We start from the raw sequence: 22,620 nt of genomic DNA on the forward strand, positions 1-22,620 counted from the left end.
CAACAGAAGATACCTCGCATGTGAAAACTATGTTAATGTAAATCAACAATAAAACGCGCTTTCAATTGCGCTAATAAATGCGTTCAACTACACGGAATATCTATGCTAAGTATCTGGACGGTTGGCACTATTGTTGGTTGTTATCTCCTCGCGCTTTTCGCTTTAGCATTTTGGGGCGATAAGCGTTTACGTGACAACCGGCAACACCCAATATTGTACAGCCTTGGATTGGGCGTGCATTGTACATCTTGGGCATTTTTCGGCACTACCTCTCAAGCAGCACAATATGGCTGGGCAGTTATCCCTACTTATTTAGGGATTATGCTGACTATGGCATTTGCGTTTCCTGTGGTGCTTCATATAAGCAGACTGTGTCAACAACACAACATCAGCTCTTTAGCAGACCTCATCTCACTTAAATACCAGCACTCCCACTTGATTGCCGCGCTTATCACTTTACTGTGTTTTTTCGGTGTAGTGCCCTACATTGCCCTGCAGTTAGACGCCATTACGAAATCAATAAATTTGTTGACTGACGACGCGCATACAAGCACGCCATGGTTAAGTATCTACGTAGCTATCTTGCTCGCATTATTTGCCATTATCTTCGGTACCCGTACACTCAACTTGACCGACAAACACCCCGGTCTGCTACTTACTATAGCGTTTGAATCGGTTATAAAGCTTGTTGCCCTGTGCGCTGTAGGTGTTTTCGTTTGCTTCTATCTGTTTGATGGTGTGTTGGATTTGGTGTCTAACGCCGCTTCAAATGCCAGTGCTCGAGAAGTCATTTATGCTGATAGCGCACCCTGGGTTTATGTATCACATGTTGTTTTGGGCGTTTGCTCTATGTTCGTTTTGCCACGACAGTTTCATATGAACTTCGTTGAGCAGAACGGTGAGGGGGAGCTTAGAACAGCAAGGTGGCTATTTCCCCTCTATTTATTTGGCATGACCCTTTTTATTATTCCTATTGCACTTGCAGGAAAAATGCTGCTGCCAGTGGATACGAGCTCTGATGCGTATGTGCTTGCCCTACCTTTATATGCTGAAAATATCGCGCTGTCGTCATTTGCTTTCATAGGAGGTCTTTCTGCAACCACCAGCATGGTGATTGTTGCAACCTTGGCGCTGGGAATAATGATCTCGAACAATGTTGTCACGCCACTTTGGCTAAAAGCGAGACTAAAGACTTCGCCCAATCGTTCAATGCAGCCAAACAAAATACTGTCTATACGTCGTATTACCGTTGTGGTCGTACTTAGTATTGCGCTCTGGTATCACTTGAATATAAGTCAGGCTGCACCTCTGGTTAAAAGCGGGGTGATTGCTATAGCATTATTAGCACAGTGCATGCCTGCACTTATGTTTGGTCTTTACTGGCCGAAAAGCAACAAAGCTGCCGCTATTTGCGCCTTATTGGTAGGGTTTACATGTTGGGCAGCATTCCTCCTCTACCCAAGCTTACTGTCGAGTTATTATTTCAACCCAGCACCCACTGACCAAGCGCTTGGTTTGGGCTTTGCCTTTTCCTTATTGGCTAATTGCCTTACATTCGTTACGGTTGCATTAATTACATCAAGACGTGGCACTAAGCCAAATAATACGCTCCTCACAGATCACGACACACCTCGTTTACTGGTAAAAGTGAGGGACTTAATTGCACTCACCGAACGTGTGCTCGAAAGTGCCACGCACTCTCAACTGGTTAAGCAGCTATCAGTTGACGTCAATCGCGCCGCTAGCAGTGGTTATGCCAGTCAGGCGCTTATCGACAGGGTAAATAAGTTGCTTGCCGCACAAGTAGGAGCACCTAGTGCTCGTATATTACTGGGTGCCATCGCAGATACAGGCAGCGATAGCTTTCCAGAACTGGTTGACTGGGTAGAAGAAGCTTCTCAGTCATTTCAGTTTAACCACGAGGTACTTCAATCGTCAGTGCAAAACATTGAGCAAGGCATAAGTGTGCTTGATGACAAACTGCAGCTACTGGCGTGGAACGAACGTTACGTGGAATTATTTGCCTACCCTAAAGGATTTCTAAAAGCGGGCATGCCCATTACCGATATACTTAGCTACAACGCAAACCGAGGGTTGTTTAGCCCCTCATCTATCGAAAAGCGCGTTAGCTACATGCTGGAAGGCACCCGTCATAAACATATTCGCAAACAGCCTGACGGAAAAGTGATAGAACTTAACGGCGCGCCGCTGCCTGGTGGCGGCTACGTGACTACCTATAGCGATATCACTGAATACATAGCAATTCAAAAAGAATTAGAAAGTGCAAAAGAAGACTTGGAGGCAAGGGTTGCGCAGCGTACAGCAGAATTAGAAGAAGCCAAACAACACGCTGACAAAGCTAACGAGAGCAAAACCAAATTTCTGGCCGCGGCTGGGCACGATCTCATGCAACCTTTCAACGCCGCAACATTATTTGCCAGCATGCTCAGCAAAAAGACGCAAGGCAGTGAACTGGCCACACTATCTGAAGGCGTGGTGAATTCTTTGGACAATGCTCAGAGCTTACTTTCAATGCTACTTGATATGACGAAATTAGACGCTGGCGTGCTTACCCCTCAAAAGACTGAATTTCCAGTCAGTGATATGTTGTCTTCATTGGTGCAGGAATTTAGTGTCATTGCAAAGCAAAAAGGTATTGAGCTCAGGTATGTACCGACCAGAGTTATGGTGTACTCGGACAAAGTACTACTGCGACGGGTGCTTCAAAACTTGCTGTCCAACGCAGTCCGCTATACCGCAAAAGGCCGTATTTTGGTGGGCGTGAGACGCACAAGAGTCACAAATACCAAGCAGGTAATAAAGCTTTGTGTTTACGATACCGGACTAGGTATCGCCGACCACCAACAGCATGAAATATTTAGTGAGTTCCATCAGCTAGAGAGCAACAACAAAGGCGAAGGAATTGGATTAGGCCTGACTATTGTAGATAAGATATGTCGACTACTCGGTCATGAAGTCGGACTGACTTCATCGCCAAATAAAGGAAGCTGCTTCAGTGTGGCTGTATCTAGAGCATTTCAAAGCGAAGCCTCGATACTCACCGCGCACGCAAGTAACACTATTCATGTTGACTCCCCTTTTAATAAATCAGTATTAACGAAGAACTCAGCAAGTGCGCCAAATAATTCAGTAAGCGTTCAAAAAAGCGCATTAGACAGCCGTTCTCGCCCTGTCTCCTCGCACTCCCATCAAATGCCCTCTTTAGACTCAGCGAATAAAAACAACAATGCATTTTTAAAAGACACCCGTTTCCTACTCGTAGAAAATGACGAGCAAGTGGCAAATGCAATGTGTACCTTACTGAGAGATTGGGGAGGGAGTACAACATTGATAGCGGGCGGAGCAGAAGTGTCGAGTATTTCACAAGAACACTTTGATGTACTCGTTGCCGATTATCACCTAAATTATGGCGAAACCGGTTTTGACGTTGCTGCGATTCTTTCTGAAAATAACGTGAGTTTTGCCTTAAAGATTTTAGTCACTGCCAACAGAAGTAACGATATAAGAGAAGAAGCGGCGGAGCAACAATTTAGCTACCTGCCAAAACCCTTAAAACCTGCGGCACTTAAGCGACTGCTAAAGCAATCGCTTGTTTAATAGAGAACTCGTGATCGCATTTGTAGTACGGCAGTAGGTATTTCGTCTTCTTTTGGTAGCTGGTTTGCATCAAGATGCTTTTTACTTTTGCGGTAACGCGATGTGAAGTTTCCCGTAACGATAATCAAGTGTTACAACGAAGTCTTTCAACAAATCATAGCCTATTAAGCCTACTACCCGCTTTCCACCTATCCGGCTACCCGTTCTTTCATACTGACTTTCTAAGTTTGTCTTTTGCCCCTCAGCAGGAAAGCTAACCTTAACGTCACTAATCTCGAATGGACCAAACTTCACGACATCTGACGTAGCGAACTCATTGACCCCAGAACTATTGGCACCAAATGACGTGCTTGCGCCTTCCACTTTTTCAAGCAACCCAACCTTGGACGCCGCTCGACGGTTAATCAAAATTGTACCGGCGTTACCAGTATCGACTAATAGCCACAACGCAACACCGTTAATTTCTACTTGCGCGATAGGCATTCCACTACCCTGTTGAGAGCCGGCTCGAACATTTGCCACCTCCCCCATATCTATCGAATCACGCGTCACCAAACGAATTTTTCTGTGGGGATAGTCCAATTGAACGATGAAGTTATTGAAAAAACCTGCCCCCAGTAACATACCATTAGAGTGATGACCTAAGCTGGATTCGACAAGGGAATCCAACTCGAAATCACTACTGAATATTTCAACGTTTACATTGTTGTAAGCGTTACGCCTTTCAACGTCGTACACCCCTTTAACGGTCACGGGGCGCCCTTTATCAAGGTCTAAATCATGCTTCCCGATAAACGCGCGATTGATACTGTTTATATGTGCTCCTGAATCCAGCATGACCCGAGATTCGATGCCTTCTATGGTAACAGGCAAAAAAACGTGACCGTTGTCCAGGGTGAAATCTGTCCATGCTGTAACGGCACTAAACGCATTGAAAGAACTAAAAAGAAGGGAAAGTAAAATAAATCGCGTCATAAATATCCTTTTACGCCAGTAAACTAATCCTTTGAAATCTTACGCTAGCACATGAGCTGATTGAGATCGAATTAGCACGATGAATCGTACGCGCGAAAATCCCTAATCTAGTGGAAAGCATCTAATACATGTTAGTGCTTAAACTATATCAATATGATCATAGTCTTGAAGACGTCTATCGCTTTCCGTCTAGCTTAAATGCATTGCATTTTTGAACGCGATATCGGCCTTGGTTCTGTTAATAACACCAAGCTTTCTCAATACTGCAGATACATGCTGTTTAACGGTGGACTCTGAAATAGCGAGTTCGTAAGCAATAAAAAACGAAGTGCAAATAGAAAATGTAACATGAACACTACTGAGCAACTGCGAAAGGGAAAACGAGATTGATTGCGAGCGGAGGCACCTAGCATTTCTCAAAAACACCTTGACGTAATCAATTGTCGCGACATTGAAGCCACTACTATCTGAAAATATCAGATTTAGATCGTTGCCCATATACTTACAATTGTTAGCCACTTTCTGACATTTTAAACACCATCAAATATTTAAACTATCACAGTTCTTTTATTAAATATCCAAGGTGAAAAAATGTGTTTTTATAATCGCAATAGTCTACGAGTATCGGTTTTTATGTCAGCTCTTATATTGTTTGGCTGTGGGAGCAATGACAAAGCGTTACCGAGTCCTCCACCAAATGATCCACCTCCGAACCAAAATCCACCGATTGTTAACATCCCCGATGGTGTCTGGGAGTGGGTTGGATTTGGAAGAGCAATTAATGTCTCGGGTGAAAGTATCGACATGTATGACTTTACACGTCAAACGTGTTTGTCGGTGGGTATTACCACGCAAGAGGAATTGGCTACTACGTTAACGATAGACTCAATTGAAGCGGATAAATTTGTCGCAACTGACGATGGCGCTAAGCTTGTATATTCTGTAAGAGATTCCATTCCGGCGGCTTGTCTTGACGATAGATTGATCACTGACAATGGCCCTGTATCAACCCTTGAACATACATTACATAACTTCAATGACTATTATCCATTTTTTGAGGAACGAGGAATAGTAAACTGGGAAGAGCGTATGGAACATGCAAGATCTCAAGTGAATAGCCAAACAACAAATGAAGAGTTGTTAGCTACTCTTATCGAGCTTATTGCTGACTTAGGTGACGGTCATGTGAGTTTAACTGCAGGCGATGATTTCGAATTTATTCCCCTTAATCAGGAAGGCAAAATAGAAGACATTTTGGTGCAAGGTTTTCAAAATCAATCAGAAACTACTGATTTCAGTACTTATGTAGACGATCAGTTTGAACGAATTTTTGAAATTCGTGATAGCTATTTTGACCCTGGAAGTTTTACGAATGCGGGTGGTGAAAGTCAGGATGTAATTCAGTGGGCCACGATTGGAAACGGTATTGCTGGCTATATTGAAATCAATAGTATGGGCGGTATCTCTACAAATTCAGCGGTTAGTGACCTTACAGCAAGTGAAGACTTAATGGACCGAGTTCTTACTGATCTAGCGCATACAGAAGCGCTAATTATTAATGTTGCTGTAAATGGTGGTGGTGACTTAGCTATTGCTGATGCAATTGCAAGTCGATTCTCTACAGAAACAGTAACGGTTAGCACGTATGAGGCCTTTGGTTATGATGATTCTAATACACCACAACCCAGTCCACTGGTTCAGCGCGAACTAGCGCCAACAGATCGCGTCTCATATAGCCGCCCAATCGCTACAATTTCCGGACCGAATACCTATAGTGCTGCTGAGCATTTTCTACTATCAATGCGAGCGCTAAAGCATCCAGTCTGTTTTATTGGTGAGCGATCAGACGGGATCTTGTCAGCACCTTTGGATAAACAACTACCTGCAGAAGGCGCAAGGTTAGGCTTATCTAACATGGTTATCTACGATCACACCGGTCAGTCTTTTGAGGTGGTTGGTGTACCTGTTGATATTGAATCGACTACTTTTGAAGTTGTTGACTCGAACTCAGATAGTACAAAAGCTATTGATGAAGCGCTAGCCGCGCTTGGTTTTGGATATCTGGTTAATCGTGACACGCCTGCTGCCGATTGCGCGTTCAAAGAAGCCAGAGTAAGGCTTGAAACTACCGCACCGTAAGTTCAAAAACCGACGAAAAAAAACACGGCAATACCGAGTGTGCTCTTGAGGTCTGCCGTGCGTTCAATTGTCTATACTTACAAATTAAGCTCATATTCTTACAATTTCACACAATCACGTCGCTAGTAATTCTATATTCTTGTTGTAAATCGGCTGTAACAAGGCTTACAAGATGTTAGACAAAACCAAATTTACTAACATAGCGATAGGAACATTGATCGCGTTTTCTGCAATTAATGATGCATCAGGCATCGTTATTCGCCATGACAAACCCGCTGAAAACTACCTGGCAGATTTACATGATTTCCCACCCCTAGTAACATTTTACAGAATAGGTGTTCACGGAACGCTAATCGCACCTCAATGGATATTAACCGCTACACACGCCGTTTTTTGTCTGAATGCAGGTCAAATTATCAAGGTCGGTAATGAATTAGTTGAGGTTGAGTCTACCTATAGTTTTCCAACTTATGAGTTAGGTGGAGAAAACGATTTGTCACTGGTTAAACTGAGTCGACCAATCAAGAGCGCTCAACCTGCTAAGTTGTATCGCTCCAACGATGAAGTTGGAAAAACTGTATGGTTTATAGGTAGCGGCGGCACAGGAACCGGATTAACTGGGCAAACTGTAAACAACGAAGAAAATAATGGCGTGTTGCGCAGAGCCCAAAACCAAGTGGTATCGGTAACTGAATCTGACCTGAGGTTTGTTTTTGAGCCTGGTAATGAAGGTTTAGAGCTTGAAGGTGTTTCTGGAAACGGAGACAGTGGTGGTCCAGCTTTTATAAAAGATGAAAGCAACTATATCCTATTGGGCGTTAGCTCCAGAGCAAGTTCACAAGATAAAGACGTCGGTGAATATGGCGTTGAGGAGCTATACACAAGAGTCTCAACGCACATCGACTGGATTGAACGTGTAATATCTTCCAATGAATCAGAAAGAGCGAAGATAAGCTCATTAGACTCATTTCTCCACCCTGGCATGACAGATGAAAATATTACGGAAATCTGCCAATCTATATCTATCAAACCGGAAGGTTAAAATGAACGGGAGTGTTTTAAATCGCACTCCCGCTCTTAAGTGCTTTTAATGCCCTATCTCATGCAAAAAGACCAAGTAAAGATGAGCGACTAATTCTGCCTTGTCCAGCATTGGCAGATGTCCACATTCATATAGTATTTTGCGACTGGAGTTAGGTAATTTTGCATCTAATAGATCCGCACCTGAAACGTGAAAAATACGATCCTCTTTGCACCAGATAATTAATGTTGGCACCTCCAGCTGAGGTGCTAACGTCATTAATGTAGGTGTGTCGATAAAGCTGTTAGCTGCATGCCAGATGTTTTCATTCTGCTCTGGCGTACTAACGTAATACCATGCAATAGAACCACTGTTTCAGCTTCATACCGCGTGTGCCTACTCTCTAGGTAATGCACTCGACCAATGGGTAAATCTATTGATTTTGTTGTCTGCCCTGCTGACACATTGTTTATCGTCAATAAGACCGTGTGCACTTTGTTTAGCAGTGCAGACCAAGCAATAATGACCATAATAGGAATAACTGTACAAATAGCCACGATTGTGCGTTTCATAGGCCTCGCTTTCCCAGCATTTTTTATTTTTCAAATGAAGCGGTTACCGGCTTAAAAATGTTTCGAAACCGCTCACTAAAGGTTGGGTTGAGTTAAATTTAAATAGGTTTAATAACCGTCTTTTATCGCTACAAGCTCTCTATTTCTTATGTATACAGATTCACCATTGGCTTCGATTGGAATAAAGGTTAAATAAGATACCTCGCCACCGATCTCTGCAAAGAACGTATCATCACCGAAGTGCGCAAGTTCTCTCTCATAAGGGATGGGCTGTGGCATAGAGTCGAGCTCTGGAATAGTTATTGTTAGGTTGTTACCTTCAGCTTCGATAATAAACGTAAAGCTCTCGGTTGTGTAAACACCCTCATGTTTTACATATTTCGTTGGTTCGTTTGGTATAAGTGGTAATTCAGTAGATGCAGGCAATGTGGTTACTGCATCTAGTGCCGCTAAAAGGGTCGGTGTTAATTCGCTAAAAGCACCGCTACTCATAATTGATATTGCAATATCAAGGTCAGGAAAGACATAAAACACACTGGTGTATGAAAGCGTGTTTCCGCCATGATTCCAGTTTCTTATTGGGTACCATGCTTCATCGTTGTTAAAGCCTTCATTAATATATATACCGTAGCCATAATTCACGGGTAAACCACCAAAATCTTCGCTGACATGAGCGGTTGTTAACTGTTCTCTAAATTCATTGCCTAAAATACTCTCGTTACCATTTAACAAGAACTCCGCCATTTTGAGTTGCTCAGTAGGCGTTGACCAGGTTTCGGTACCCGCAGGGTGGCCAACAGTAGTTTCAGGTATTTGACTGATATTGGTCACATACGTACCTGGTTCATTTGGATCCAATGCCTGATAACCAAGTGCATAATTTCCATCCGCAACTGCACCTGAACGTCCAACCGCGCTTCTAGTCATACCTAAATCATCAAAAATATTCGTTTTAACGTATTCGTCAAAACCCACGCCTGAAAGTTCTTCTATTAACGCCCCAAGATATGACCAATTTGGGTTGCTATAGTTATGAAAAAGGCCTGGTGGATTCATTAAACGAGACCGCTGCGGATAGACGGCTTTCATGTAGTTTTTTAATTCTTCATTGGATTGCAAACCTGAATCGCGCAAACCCGATTGATGCGTTAAAAGGTGCTGAATTTCAATACCTTGCCAATCAAGTGCTTGGTCCCCCGGATATTGGATTTGAGGCAAAACATTCACTAAGTTATCGTCAAGGGTGATGCTACCCTGCTCTATTAACTGCAATGTTGAAACTGCCGTAAACATCTTAGTTGTAGAGCCCAATTGAAAAAGTGTATCAGTGGTAACAGGTTCACCAGTACCGTTAACTTTTTCTCCGAACGCTTCGGCAAAAACCACATCACCTTCTTGGTATATTGCGATTGAAATAGCTGCAGTATTATTGCTAGTTAAATCTTGCTCTATCGTCGTTCTCAATTGCGAGAATTGATCAGGTGACGGATTTGGGTTTGGAGAAGGCTCGTTTGAATTTGAGCCACCACACGCTGTTAAAAAAGCGGTTAGAAATAGTGTTCCTACTAACTTGTACATTTGATATACCCGTAAACTAATGAAGTGTGGCAAGTATATCTGTGCGCTATAGCCAATCCTGTTTGGAACTGTAGGGAAATTGTAAGCTAATTGTAAGCTTTGCTATATGTCGCCAAAACTCACAAATACTGACGACGATACTAATTTGGATTGGCATTAACAGGCAAAGTTAACTTAACGACTGCACCCAAACGCTCAAGTTCACAGTGTTGCGCGACCTCGCATAGCTCAAGTTCGAGATCATCTTTGGACAAGAAGGCAATTTGAAAGCCGTGCCAATCAACAACTCTTTGCACTATCGCTAAACCTAACCCGAAGTTTTCACCGTTTCTTTTTCTGCTCGAATCAAGCCGAACGAAGGCTTCAAAGACTTTCTTTAAGTCTTGTTCAGGGATACCGGGCCCATCATCACAAATTATGCAAATGATTTTGTTGTGACCCGAACTTTGTTCAACTCTGTTGAATAAATTCACAGTAACAGCACTTTTAGCGTAGGAAATCGCGTTGCTGATTAAGTTTACGTACACCCGATACATCCACGAATTATCAAATGTGGAATAGTTATCAGATATGACTGAATTGAGCTGTAGATTGACTCCTTTGTTTTTTGCTATTGGCTTTAAATCATTGACGATAGCTTCAAGAAAATCGTGAACATCCGTAGCACGATGTTCTAGCTGCATTCCTTTTCTTTCCATACTGGCGTAATCGAGAAACGCGTTAAGCATACCTTCAATGTTATCAACGTCTTGCTCCATCCGTCGCAAGTAGCCGTTCTTCTTATCAATGTCTGATTCACTGATGCTTGCGTCTAAAGCAAAGCGGAAGCAAGCCACTGGCGTCCGTAAATCGTGTGACAGGCTATTCGCAAGCAATCGGTTTTCTTCGATCAGGTGCTCAATTTGAGAGGCCATTTTATTAAAGCTGTTCTCAAGTACGTTTATCTGGGAATACTTCGCAGGCTTAACACGCACACTTAAATTGCCTTTGCCAAACTCATTAGCGAAGTGGGTTAATTTTTTAAGCCGTTGAATTAAAGGGGACATCCACAAAACCACAGCTATGCTCACCCCAAAATAGAGCAATAAGGTTAGAAATAGCTCTAGCTCTCGGCCCTGCTCTACACTATTGGTTACAGTGAGCTTAAGTAGGTACTCTGGGTGGTTTGCAAGTCGCTTTAGCTGAAATAACTCATTCTCTGATGCCAACTGAATGCCAGTGGTTTCCAGCTCCGTGATGATGTCCTTATCGAATGCAAAATCATCGATACTAACTAACACTAGGTCAGTATCAAATTGTTGACTAAGGTTGGCAACGGTTGACAATAGTTGTTCATTTGGCACTTCGTTTAAATGATTGATGAAGCCATCTAAGAACATGTTTTCGGAACTGCTTTGTTCATTGTTCTGGATCGTTGAATGGTAGACAAATTCATCGATAAGCCAGCCAAAACCGAACAATGACAACGTAACCGTAAGAACAATGTGGATGATGAGTTTATTCATGATTTAAACAGCGTGTTACGTGCCAATACTCGTGCATTACCATGCATCAGGTACAAACAAGTATCCCTTTCCCCAAACCGTTTTAATGCGTTTATTATCCTCGATGTTATCACCGAGTAATTTTCGCAAATTTGATACCATCACGTCGAAACGTCGATCTAATCCATCGTACTCTCGAGACTTCAATTCTTGAAATACTTGTTCGCGGCTTACTACGGTTCCTGCGTTCTCGGCAAGCAAACAAAGGAAGTCAAATAACCCAGTCGTTAAGTCAACACTCTTGCCATTTAAAACGACTCTTTTAGACGCTTTTTTTATCTCCAAGCCACCAAAAATAAGCGCATTTTTGTCCGAACTCTCAACAACTGTTACATTGCGCAAGGCAGACTTAATGCGAGCCAACAGAACCCGTGGCTTTACAGGCTTGGTAATGTAATCGTTTGCCCCTACTTCTAAGCCTATAATTTCATCTATTTCATCCGCTCTAGCTGTCAACATTATGATAGGAATTTGACTAGACTCTCTGATACGTTTACAAATCTCAATTCCATTAAGTCCTGGCAACATTAAATCTAAAAGTATTAAGTCAAAACTGGCGTCATTAAGCGTATCTTGTACTGCCAATCCATCAACGAGGTGAGTAACCGCGAAGCCTTCATTTTCCAAAAAATCCTTAACCCACTGCGCAAGTGCAACATCATCTTCTGCTAACAAAACATTGGCGTAACTGGACATCTGTTGCTCCTAACGTCAAATTGACTTTAAAACAAACGCCAACGGCGTCTTTTTTGAGATTCTTTATAGACCCAGGTCACGACAATTGCATCGGTAAACAACACTTCTTTGCTCTCTACATCAATTAATGAATAACTACTGGTCTTCGATAAAACGAATGCTCCACTAAAATCGCCCGTTTCGCGTTTTGACCAGCAGAAAATTGGTCGCTCTTTGTTTTCTTGATAAAGACAAACATTTCTCGGCGCTTGTAACGTCCATGAAAATACTAAGTCCCCATAGCAACTTTTACCTTTGGCAATAACAACACAGCTGGTTGGCTTGAGTTCAAACTGACCATAATGTGTAGTGTTGGCAGCAGCAGGTAACACGAAAACAAGTACTGAGAGTATCAGTACGTAATGATAAAGATGTCTACCTTTACCAAACATACATTACACCCAAACTAAACAGCATGTGTTGATTACGTTGGTATAGAGGACTGTCGCTGAATGCCTCTGAGTAATACTTATAGGTAAAACCCGATACAAAAACCCAATCTTGGCTTAGGGGGTATTGCGCCGATACGTCCAGTGACAAACGCCCCCCGAAACCTGCCTCGTAAACTGGCCGATTTGCAGTTGCCTCCTCAAGCGATATTCCAGCATGATAATCAACGACCTCATTACTAAACAGTGTCGCACCTATACCAGCGTGCAATTCCCAATTATAGACTTGGTAGGCTTGTGCATAGTATCCATCGACAATCCACCCACCATGGGTAATGTTGAATGGATCACCTGCTACATCTATCCACCATGCCTGATTGTCACCATATCTCGTAATGCGAAAGCCCTGGTTGATTTCATCATCTCTGTCCCTGATCCCACGGAGTTCCTCAGATGGCTCATTCCTTAGTAGATTACCCGTATCTTCGGATAAGCCATCTAGATATGATTGACCTAAAAGAAAATCTACCTGATAGTCGACATCATCAACCAATCGGTAACCGATTGATGAGCCTCGATTACTGCGGTTAGCCTGATTGTTTGCTTCAATGAAGAACCGATCATAATAAACATCGATACCCAAAGAAATATCGATGTAATCGATAAAGTCTTCTTGTCCGGGATCGATGAATAGTTCATTTTTAAACAGCGCATCCATTCGCAAATAAAGCGTAAAATTCAGCTCCGCTTTTTCTTCAACAGAACAGCATAATGATTCTTTACCACTGAACGTTTCATAATCATTCGCGACAGCCTGTTTATGCAAGAACGATGTGATTACCAAGAAGAATATACAAGCACTTAGATAGATTTGCTTGACCACGTTGATTCCTAAGAGGTCATCACTTTCAGCCTCTACTAACTGTAAATTTTCTGAAAGCAAGCTTAATTTCCTCCTTTGAATAAAAGAGGTCTACGATTAATGCTCGATATCTAAACATGTAGTTAAAGCCTAAATGCAGTGCGCAACGCTTCATTTCACTCTTTTAATCAGTTGGACAAAAGTAGACGTTACCACTTAGGGTGACGTTTGTTTGAACTGACGAGCCACCTAGGTCCCGATGGAAACTTCCGGTTTGACCTGCTCGCTCAGTCAGAATAAAAATAACGTTCCCTCCCATTTTATGTGCTTGGTTCTTTAAATCGTGCCTGGCACCAGTTTCTAAATCTTCATTTGAGGTAAATTCTCCAGTGAAAAAATCCCCCTGACTTCCCGTGATGTCACCTAAAAATTGACATTCGCTTTGAGGCTCTATCGTCGTTAGCCTCACAAGACTAGCATTTGGATCTAACGGTTTTGACGTACAAGCAGTTATCACACAAATCACACCAACAATGAATACATTTTTCATTTTTTAACTTCTCTAAAAAAACACAAGATAAACGTACAAGTCGTTGTAACAAAAATATATTTAAAGAATGTAATTTATTGTTAATTTATCACTTACATTTGTCTGAACAGCCCCATAAACTTTGACTCCTGAGGTCTGAGCATTAACTCCACTTTACCTTGGAGATTACAAAATAAGTATCTACCAGTTCATTCACACAAACGATACCTTAACCATACGTTTCAAGTTTTCGGGTCAAATCTTGCAGATGCCTGCTGCGTTAAGTTTCCATATTTACTATACTTAGCTTAAATGCATTGCATTTTTGAACGCGATACCGGCCTTGGTTCTGTTAATAACACCAAGCTTTCTCAATACTGCAGATACATGCTGTTTAACGGTAGACTCTGAAATAGCGAGTTCGTAAGCAATCTGCTTATTGAGCAAGCCATCGGATACCATTTGTAGCACTTTAAGTTGGTGAGGGGTAAGTTGTTTCAACCTAGCCGTGAAATCACCTTGGTCGGATGCACTGCTCACATTAGAGGCAGCAGACTTTTGTAGCGAACCCGAAGGCATCTGAACTGTTGGGGGTATCCAAGTTTCACCGTCTAACACCGTATTTACCGCGTCAATAATGCAATCGACCGAAGCTGATTTGGGTATAAAACCGCTTGCGCCTAACGCAAACGATTTTGCCATAACATCAGGCTCTTCTTGTGCGGTAATAACAACAACAAGTACATCAGGATAGAGCGCATGTACCTCAGCAAGGCCATTTAACCCTTCATTGCCTGGCATAGTGAGATCTAAGAAAAGCAGATCGATGTCGTCATTTTCTTCAAGACTAGTGAGCGTATCGGGGAACGTGGAGGTTTCTACAAGTTCGATATGCTCCACACTAGCTAACGCATGGCACATCGCAGCCCTGAACAGAGGATGATCGTCAGCAATCAAGATTTTCACAGACATAATGCTATCAACTTGTAACTACCTTGTTAATCAACATACTACCACGCCGGTAAAAAAAAGGTTAATCATATTGGTGTATCTGTTATTGCGTCATTGACCGCACCAAGCCTTTCACTGCTCGACATATCCGCCGGCCAACACAATTGAAACAGGTAGAGCAAAAGTGAGCACGCCTAAGCGCAATGGCCTAGGCGTGAAACGTGTTGCTGGTCTTCTTCAGAACGTACCGTTTAGAATCGATAACCTACCGTAAGGTGAACTGTACGTGGGTCACCGTAATAACCGATAAGTGTCGTATCGCCACCAAGGCCCGGACCAAAGTTACCTTCATCGTCTTGCGTGACAAAGTCATAACCACCTACCAGATACTCTTCATCGGTCAGGTTTTTGACGTGTAGTCCAGCATACCAGTCGCCTTCAACGCTTTCCCAGCGCGCGCTTAAATTAACCATACCATAAGCATCTTGTTGAATAAGGTCGCTAGTTTCAAAGATAAGGTAATCATCGCGATAGTAGTAGTTGGCGTTGAAGGTAATATCTCCGAAGCTCGTTTCTAGAAAGTAGTTGGCATTAAAATTAAAGGTATTTTCTGGTGTACTGGCTAAGCCAATCAACGGAGGAATGGCATTGTTTTCCTTAATTTCAAAGTCAATATAGCCATAAGCAACATCAAACTGCAGGTTGTCGGTTGCTACCCACGTCATTTCTAACTCGGCACCTTTTGCAGCCGTTTCTGCTGCATTGCGTAGGCGCTGGTCGAGGGCTGTTGGATCAGACAAATCCCCTTCTACACCAATATACTGACGATCTTTGTGGTCGTAAGAGAACAATGTGATATTCATACGAAGTGCGTCGGTTAAGTCACTCTTCACACCCACTTCGAAGCTGTCAACGACTTCTGGTTCAACACCAGGCTCGTTAGTCTGAGCACGAGGGTTAAACGTGCCCGATTTGAAGCCTTGTGAATAGCTCGCGAAGAACATGGTATCGCGGTCCATTTGATACTCCACGCCCACTCGCGGGGTAAAGCGCGACCAACTCTCTACCGCTGGCGCGTCTAACACGTCATCGCCATCGGTGTCTGTCCCAAGTACTTGAGGCACTAATTGTCCGTCAGGGCGTACATAGCCATCTATCCAGTCGGTATAAGGATAAACATTGGCGAAGACTAAACCGTTATTTACAAACGCGGCCTTTTCTTCATCGGTGTATCGGGCACCAAGCGAAAGCGATAGCTTATCGGTAACGTCGTAGTTCATCTGCGCATAGGCAGCCCAGCTTTCTGAGTTATTACAACCCGTCACTTCCCGCGTTAACCCTGAGGCACCAAGCGATTGACCTAACACACCTAAAATGGCATCAAAATTACCGCAACTCTCACCATCGTAAAAGTAGAGCCCTGACACTAAGCTAAACGCGTTCCCGGTATAATTCGCTTGAATCTCGTGAGTATCATTACTGTCGTCGTACTCTGCCGGTACATCAAAAATAGGCAGGGGCGTATTGTCAAAATCAATGTTGGTAGGTGAATAGCTCTCTCTATGCGAACCAATATATTTAAGCTCTAAATCATCATTCACTCTGTATCGTGCCAGCCAGTTATAGCCTTCTAACTCGACTTTATTCCATGTAGGTAAGCTGGTGTACGAATCGAAAACCGAATCAGGCACGGGCGCATCAGTTAACATACTTGGGATTAAACGGTAGCCGCCTTTCGCATTTGACGTGTCTTCGGTCTTATCCCATCCAATACGGAAAAACAAATCTTCACTCGGGTGAACTTCTAGCGTTACACGGGCGGCCCAGAGATCTTTGTTATAATTCTCTTTATCTTGATTGGGCAACGCGCTTACCAGATATTCGCCGAAGCCGTCGCGGTTTAAGTTGGCATAACCCACGCCTAGATACACCGTGTCTTCAATCAATGGTATTTGACCTGTCACTTTGATATCACGCTGACTGTAACTACCTACCGTAGCTTCAACGCTCATCTGCGTATCGCCAGTCATTTCTTTCGTAACGTATTTAACCGCCCCACCAATCGTATTCTTTCCGTAAAGCGTCCCCTGCGGGCCACGTAACACCTCAATACGCTGTACGTCTAACAAATCAAGTACGGCTCCTTGTGGGCGAGCAATATAAACATCATCTACATAAATACCCACGCCTGGTTCATAGCCCCAAAGCGGGTCTTGCTGACCCAATCCGCGAATAAATGCCGTTAGGGTTGAGTTAGTACCACGACTGGTTTGCAGCGTTGTATTAGGCGAAAATTGCTGTATTTCAGTAAGTACACTGATCCCCTTCTCGCCAAGTTCAACAGCGCCAATAGACGTGATAGCTACCGGCGTTTCCTGTAGCGACTCTACAGTTTTTCGCGCTGTCACCTCAATGCGTTCTAATTTCCCTTTTTGCGCTTCAGCATCGGCATCAGCTTGACTATCCTGAGCAAATACTGGCGCTGTGCTTAAAACGCTAGCCACCGCTAGGGCACAAAGGCTGCGAATGGGGAGCTTAGCTGAATCGCTTTTGCGTTCTACTGTGCTAACAGAGGCTGAATGTGATTGGTAGGGTAAAACCAAGCCATTTGTGTGTATTGATTGAGACATAGTGAGTCCTTGTTGTTCTAAGTTCTGGTCACTGCCGGATGTATTGCCTACGGTCAAAATCACTTTAGTTAATTAATTGTTAATAGTATGTAGTACCATCGTACTATGGGATTTTGATAAAAGTAACGTCAAACTTTATCTCTGTTATGAACGCTTTTTATCTGATTTGTATGCACTTTGTGGTTTTGAGTGTAAGCAAATCTTAAATCGACTTAACTGTTTCGGATCATCTGCGGTCACAGATTTTTTAAGGAATAATAACTATGTTAAGTATGATTGGCTTAGTAGGCGGTCTGTTGTTGCTTATTGTTTTGACAATACGCGGAATGAACCTCTTTATTGCTGCACCTTTGTGTGCGCTTGTAGTTGCCATTACCAATAATATCGGCGTCTTCACCGGCGACGTAAACTTCGTTCAAACCTATATGAGTGGTTTCTCTGGCTTTATCGCCTCTTGGTTTTTCATGTTTTTACTTGGTGCGTTATTCGGTAAATTCATGGAAGACACAGGAGCAGCAGATGCTGTTTCTCGCTGGATTATCACCAAAATTGGTTACAAGCGGGCCGTATTAGCTGTTGTGCTAGCTTGCGCTATTTTGACCTACGGTGGTGTAAGCGTGTTTGTGGTAGCGTTTTCTGTTTACCCTATGGCGGTGAGTTTGTTTAAAGATGCCAATTTACCCCGTCGCTTCATACCAGCAGCCATGGCATTTGGGTCGGTAACATTTACTATGACCTCGGCAGGTTCACCGGAAATCCAAAACTGGATCCCTATAAAGTATTTAGGCACCTCCCCTTTTGCTGCGTGGGAAGTTAGCCTTGTCGTCGCCATATTCATGGCATGCTTCGGTTACTGGTGGCTGGCTAAAATGATCAGAAAAGCCGTTAATAACGGCGAGGTGTTTGAAGCCAGAGCAAGCGACCCTGAAGTGCGAGACAGAGCGCTACCCCACCCGCTTACCGGAATTGTGCCGTTAGTCGTGGTGTTAGTCATTTCGTTTCTATTCCATGAAGAACTCGCTCAGCTTGCGCTTATTCTGGCGTTAGGCGGCGGCGTACTGTGTTTGCTGGCGATTAACTACAAACATTTTCACAGTTTACCGGTTGCCATAAATGCGGGTACCACCGGCGCATTGATCGCCATAGGTAACACCGCAGCTGTTGTAGGTTTTGGCTCTATAGCAAAAAACACCGAAGCGTTTCAAACAACAGTAGCGCTTATGACCCAAATTCCTGGTAACGAGCTTATTGGTGCCGCCATTGCCGTAAGCGTGATTGCAGGGTTAACAGGAAGTGCATCTGGCGGACAAGCCATTGCCTTACCCTTGGTGGCTCCGCATTACCTTGACCAAGGCGTAGAGCCAGAACAGCTACATAGAATTGTGTCTATATCATCAGGCGCATTAGATTCGTTACCTCACAATGGCTATGTGGTTACTACCATACGCGCCATTTGTAACGAAACCCATCAGGCTGCCTACTGGGCGGTTGGTGCGCTAACAGTTGTGGTGCCAGTTATTGGCCTTGCCATGGCCATTGGCCTGTTTAGCATTATGTAGCATTAGTCAAAGCCAACGATATGGCCTATGGCCGCACGATATATAAGTCACTCTAGCAAAACATTGCCATCTAAAAAATGCGGCCAGAGAAAGGGATAAGAAAGTATGAATTGGAACAAGACGCTTGCTTCCACGTTAGTGTGGAATAAGAGCAAAAGAATCAATAAGCTATTGAAACAGCTCAGCTCACAACGAGTACAGAAACCGTTAGCATTAGCAAACTTGGTTGAGGTGTTTTTAGTTAAAAAACAGCGCTCATTGGTAGGATTATTTGCCACGCTAATGTTGACGATACATTGTCAGGGCATTGCTGGCGAACTCGAAGATACATCGTCATTGCTCAGTTCTTCAAAAGCACCTTCGTCTGAGGCAGCTTCTTCCTCGCCGAGCGCTTCGCATTCCAATGCTGCGCTGATGGTAGAAAAACGCGTTTTTGAAATGCCTCATTTCACAACCTTTGGCGGTAAAAAAATTAAAAACGTAAAAGTTGGCTGGGAGGCGTACGGAACACCAAACGACACCAAAAGTAACGTGATCCTCATTACCCACTATTTTTCTGGCTCTTCTCATGCCGCTGGAAAGTACAATGAAAACGACTCAGTGCCCGGTTACTGGGATAGTATTATCGGCCCTGGAAAAGCGATTGATACAAACCGCTTTTATGTAATAAGCGTTGATACGCTGGCCAATTTAAATGCTTACGACCCTCACGTTATTACAACCGGTCCTGCGTCAATAAATCCAGATACAGGAAAACCCTATGGCTTAGACTTTCCTGTCGTGACAATACGTGACTTTGTCAATGTTCAAAAAGCACTTCTCGAAAGTTTAGGTATTAGTAAACTGTATGCGGTTATTGGGCCTTCTATGGGATCTATGCAGGCTATCGATTGGGCGAGCGCTTACCCAGACTGGGTTGAACGTATGATTTCAGTTATCGGCGCAGGTCAAAGCGATGCATGGACTACCGCGGCATTGGAACACTGGGCAACGCCAATCACTCTAGATAAAAACTGGAACAACGGCGCTTATTCCAAAGAGCAAGCCCCTCTTAATGGCTTAGCTGCCTCGCTCATGTTAATTACGCAAAATGCCCTTACCCCTTCTTTTTTCAACCAAACCGGCAACACGTTAGGGTATAAAAATGTTGAGTCGGCGCCGCTTAATGACATACGTCAATCACACAGTATTGTGAACTGGCTACGTGAGCGAGCGAAGACCCGGGCAAAATCTATGGACGCAAACCACCTTTTATATTTGGTTCGAGCTTGCCAGCTCTTCGTTGCTGGACATCAAGGTAATCTTGAGCAAGGGCTGGCGTCGATAAAGGCGAAAACGCTGTTTATTCCAGCCCAAACTGATTTGCTTCTTATGCCCTACTTATCGCAAAGTGCACACCAAGGTTTAACTTCAATGAATAACGACAGCACATTGGTTACGCTAAATGGCAAATTAGGTCATTTGGAAGGCGTGACGAATGTATCCGCTCAGGCTCAGGCTATTCGCCAATTTTTAGAAAATGATAAGGCAGCAATGCAATGATGAAATCTACCCCCTTTTTACGCCACGCGCTTTGTCTGTCTGTATTAAGCGCACTTGCCGTTAGTGTACCGGTATTCGGTAACGAGTCATCTGTGCAAGACGCGCTCCCTTCACTCACCATCGATTTAAAGAACGTTACCGTATCTGGCTTATCGTCAGGCGGTTACATGGCAACACAATTTCAGTTAGCACACAGCGACTGGGTAAAAGGCGTTGGCGTTATTGCTGGTGGCCCGTACTTCTGTGCACAAGGTGATATAACCACTGCCCTGGCACAGTGCGTGAACAAGGTAGAGGGAGAAATTAACCTTGAAGCGCTGAATGAAAAAGCCAAACAGTATGAAACTGAAGGAAAAATTGCGTCGCTTTCCAATATGAAAGACGCAAAAGTCTGGCTTTTCCACGGTACGCAAGACACCAGAGTGATTGCACCAGTGAGCGATTTATTATTTGAGCAATACAAATTGTGGACAGACACACAAAATATTGCCTATATCAATGGCAAACCGATGGCACACCTTTTTCCCACCAAAAACAATGGGGTTAACTGCATGAAATCAGAGAGCCCCTTCATTGGAAACTGCGATTACGATGCAGCAGGTGCCATGCTCTCTCATCTTGTTGAAGATGTTTCGACACCCGACGAGTCACTGTCAGGGCAAATTCATTCAATTGATCAGCAAAAAATAGCGGGTGGCGATGCCAAAACATTAGCAAGTGAAGGCTTTGTGTATGTGCCTGAAAGCTGTGCACAAGGCGAGCCATGCAGAGCCCATATTAGTTTCCACGGCTGTAACCAGTATGCCGATGCCGTAGGCGATGCCTACACTACCCAAACAGGGCTGAATGAATGGGCTGATGACAACCATATTGTTGTGCTTTATCCGCAAACTAAGAAGTCGTTATTCATGCCGTTAAATCCACAAGGCTGTTGGGATTGGTGGGGCTATGCCTCTGGCAATTACGCCAACAGGAACGGCGCACAAATAAACGCAGTAAAACAGCTGCTGTTTTCATTAAATAGTGCACCTTCACTAAATAAATCCAACGGAAGTAACAATGACTAAGCGCACAATATTTATCACGGGTGGAGCAAGCGGCATTGGCTTTGGCATTGCTGAGTCAATGGTGAAACAAGGGCACCATGTGATCATCGCCGACATAAACGAACAGGCAGCAAAAGAGGCTGTGACTCGACTTGCGCATTTAGACGGATCGGCCAGCGCAGTAGCGGTAGACGTATGCAATGCAGAACAAGTCGCAGCGCTACCTGAGGTACTAGGGAAACATACCGTTGATGTGCTTATAAACAATGCCGGTATTCAGCACGTTTCACGCATCGAGGACTTCCCTGCAGATAAGTGGCAGCAGCTTATAAATATCATGCTTGTTGGCCCTGCTCTTTTAACCCAAGCGTTTTTACCTGCCATGCGTAAGCAAAATTACGGGCGCATTATCAATGTAGGATCTATTCACTCGTTGGTAGCCTCGCCCTATAAGTCTGCTTATGTAGCGGCGAAGCATGGGCTGTTAGGGTTCGCAAAAACTATCGCGCTTGAAACAGGAGATTGCGATGTAACTATCAATACCCTTTGCCCCGCCTATGTGAAAACACCATTGGTGGAGAAACAAATTACAGCACAGGCAAAAGAAAATAACCTTACCGAGGAAGAGGTAATAACAAAAATAATGTTAGAACCCATGCCTAAAAAGCAATTTGTTAGCGTTGAAGAACTTGCAGATACCGCAAGCTTCTTAATGTCGCCCAGTGCTCGCAATATAACAGGGCAAACCATGGTACTTGATGGGGGCTGGACGGCTCGATAACCCGCAAGCGATTTAACGCTTAGTTTTTTAAAGAATATTTCTTTTCAAATAAAAAAGACTGCAATGAGCAGTCTCAGATTGATGATAAACCCCTCTTTTTTCGGAGGGGTTTATTTTTTCTAGCAGCCGAAGGCTGCGATCGCGATATT

General features: G+C 43.6%; 18 protein-coding genes and 1 pseudogene. 7 read left to right on the top strand and 12 right to left on the bottom strand.

Going from position 1 to position 22,620, the window contains the following annotated elements; genetic code table 11:
• The first annotated feature begins 102 nt into the window (after positions 1–102).
• Positions 103–3,618, top strand: coding sequence for a PAS-domain containing protein (locus NO989_RS06280; protein ID WP_371342252.1), 3,516 nt, complete (start codon positions 103–105; stop codon positions 3,616–3,618).
• Positions 3,619–3,699: 81 nt separating this feature from the next.
• Here the strand turns inward: NO989_RS06280 and NO989_RS06285 are convergent, their stop codons facing one another.
• The gene (locus NO989_RS06285; RefSeq protein WP_371342253.1) at positions 3,700–4,593 is read right to left on the bottom strand and encodes an aspartyl protease family protein; all 894 of its coding nucleotides are present in this window, start codon (positions 4,591–4,593) and stop codon (positions 3,700–3,702) included.
• 189 nt (positions 4,594–4,782) lie between these two features.
• Positions 4,783–4,911, bottom strand: a pseudogene (locus NO989_RS06290) (LuxR C-terminal-related transcriptional regulator); the annotation flags it as partial.
• A 315-nt stretch (positions 4,912–5,226) separates the two neighbouring features.
• On the opposite strand from NO989_RS06290, the gene NO989_RS06295 reads away from it, so the two are divergent.
• Together NO989_RS06295 and NO989_RS06300 are read left to right on the top strand one after the other, a co-directional pair.
• Positions 5,227–6,732 (top strand): S41 family peptidase, encoded by a 1,506-nt coding sequence (locus NO989_RS06295; protein WP_371342254.1) that lies wholly within the window; start codon positions 5,227–5,229, stop codon positions 6,730–6,732.
• A 172-nt stretch (positions 6,733–6,904) separates the two neighbouring features.
• The gene (locus tag NO989_RS06300) at positions 6,905–7,774 is read left to right on the top strand and encodes a trypsin-like serine protease (protein ID WP_371342255.1); all 870 of its coding nucleotides are present in this window, start codon (positions 6,905–6,907) and stop codon (positions 7,772–7,774) included.
• Positions 7,775–7,819: 45 nt separating this feature from the next.
• Here the strand turns inward: NO989_RS06300 and NO989_RS06305 are convergent, their stop codons facing one another.
• The 10 genes from NO989_RS06305 to NO989_RS06350 form a co-directional block, all read right to left on the bottom strand.
• Complete coding sequence (locus NO989_RS06305; RefSeq protein ID WP_371342256.1) at positions 7,820–8,032, bottom strand: alpha/beta fold hydrolase; 213 nt, start codon at positions 8,030–8,032, stop codon at positions 7,820–7,822.
• Positions 8,032–8,325 carry a hypothetical protein gene (locus NO989_RS06310; protein ID WP_371342257.1) on the bottom strand — a complete coding sequence of 98 codons (294 nt, stop codon included), beginning with the start codon at positions 8,323–8,325 and terminating at the stop codon, positions 8,032–8,034. The genes NO989_RS06305 and NO989_RS06310 overlap by 1 nt, the downstream gene beginning before the upstream one ends.
• Before the next feature lie 108 nt (positions 8,326–8,433).
• Positions 8,434–9,903 carry a serine hydrolase domain-containing protein gene (locus NO989_RS06315; protein WP_371342258.1) on the bottom strand — a complete coding sequence of 490 codons (1,470 nt, stop codon included), beginning with the start codon at positions 9,901–9,903 and terminating at the stop codon, positions 8,434–8,436.
• 140 nt (positions 9,904–10,043) lie between these two features.
• Positions 10,044–11,408 (bottom strand): ATP-binding protein, encoded by a 1,365-nt coding sequence (locus tag NO989_RS06320; protein WP_371342259.1) that lies wholly within the window; start codon positions 11,406–11,408, stop codon positions 10,044–10,046.
• Between the two features lie 36 nt (positions 11,409–11,444).
• Positions 11,445–12,143, bottom strand: a complete 699-nt coding sequence (locus NO989_RS06325; protein ID WP_371342260.1) for a response regulator — start codon at positions 12,141–12,143, stop codon at positions 11,445–11,447.
• A 26-nt stretch (positions 12,144–12,169) separates the two neighbouring features.
• Positions 12,170–12,574 carry a DUF3019 domain-containing protein gene (locus NO989_RS06330; protein ID WP_371342261.1) on the bottom strand — a complete coding sequence of 135 codons (405 nt, stop codon included), beginning with the start codon at positions 12,572–12,574 and terminating at the stop codon, positions 12,170–12,172.
• Positions 12,564–13,514 (bottom strand): MipA/OmpV family protein, encoded by a 951-nt coding sequence (locus NO989_RS06335; protein WP_371342262.1) that lies wholly within the window; start codon positions 13,512–13,514, stop codon positions 12,564–12,566. Before NO989_RS06335 ends, NO989_RS06330 begins: the two co-directional genes overlap by 11 nt.
• A gap of 103 nt (positions 13,515–13,617) precedes the next feature.
• On the bottom strand, positions 13,618–13,983 hold the full coding sequence (locus tag NO989_RS06340; RefSeq protein WP_371342263.1) for a DUF4156 domain-containing protein: 366 nt from the start codon (positions 13,981–13,983) through the stop codon (positions 13,618–13,620).
• 282 nt (positions 13,984–14,265) lie between these two features.
• Complete coding sequence (locus tag NO989_RS06345; RefSeq protein WP_371342264.1) at positions 14,266–14,934, bottom strand: response regulator; 669 nt, start codon at positions 14,932–14,934, stop codon at positions 14,266–14,268.
• A 230-nt stretch (positions 14,935–15,164) separates the two neighbouring features.
• Positions 15,165–17,543: a TonB-dependent receptor gene (locus NO989_RS06350; protein ID WP_371342265.1), complete on the bottom strand. Its 2,379-nt coding sequence runs from the start codon at positions 17,541–17,543 to the stop codon at positions 15,165–15,167.
• 263 nt (positions 17,544–17,806) lie between these two features.
• On the opposite strand from NO989_RS06350, the gene NO989_RS06355 reads away from it, so the two are divergent.
• The 4 genes from NO989_RS06355 to NO989_RS06370 all read left to right on the top strand — a co-directional run bounded on the left by NO989_RS06355 (position 17,807) and on the right by NO989_RS06370 (position 22,471).
• Positions 17,807–19,102: a GntP family permease gene (locus NO989_RS06355; RefSeq protein ID WP_014976110.1), complete on the top strand. Its 1,296-nt coding sequence runs from the start codon at positions 17,807–17,809 to the stop codon at positions 19,100–19,102.
• A 105-nt stretch (positions 19,103–19,207) separates the two neighbouring features.
• Positions 19,208–20,644 (top strand): homoserine O-acetyltransferase, encoded by a 1,437-nt coding sequence (locus NO989_RS06360; RefSeq protein ID WP_252118143.1) that lies wholly within the window; start codon positions 19,208–19,210, stop codon positions 20,642–20,644.
• Positions 20,641–21,711: a prolyl oligopeptidase family serine peptidase gene (locus NO989_RS06365; protein ID WP_371342266.1), complete on the top strand. Its 1,071-nt coding sequence runs from the start codon at positions 20,641–20,643 to the stop codon at positions 21,709–21,711. Before NO989_RS06360 ends, NO989_RS06365 begins: the two co-directional genes overlap by 4 nt.
• Complete coding sequence (locus tag NO989_RS06370; protein WP_156078156.1) at positions 21,704–22,471, top strand: 3-hydroxybutyrate dehydrogenase; 768 nt, start codon at positions 21,704–21,706, stop codon at positions 22,469–22,471. The genes NO989_RS06365 and NO989_RS06370 overlap by 8 nt, the downstream gene beginning before the upstream one ends.
• Positions 22,472–22,620: the final 149 nt, after the last annotated feature.

It is taken from the genome of Alteromonas sp. DY56-G5, assembly GCF_041414725.1.
GTDB lineage: Bacteria > Pseudomonadota > Gammaproteobacteria > Enterobacterales > Alteromonadaceae > Alteromonas > Alteromonas macleodii.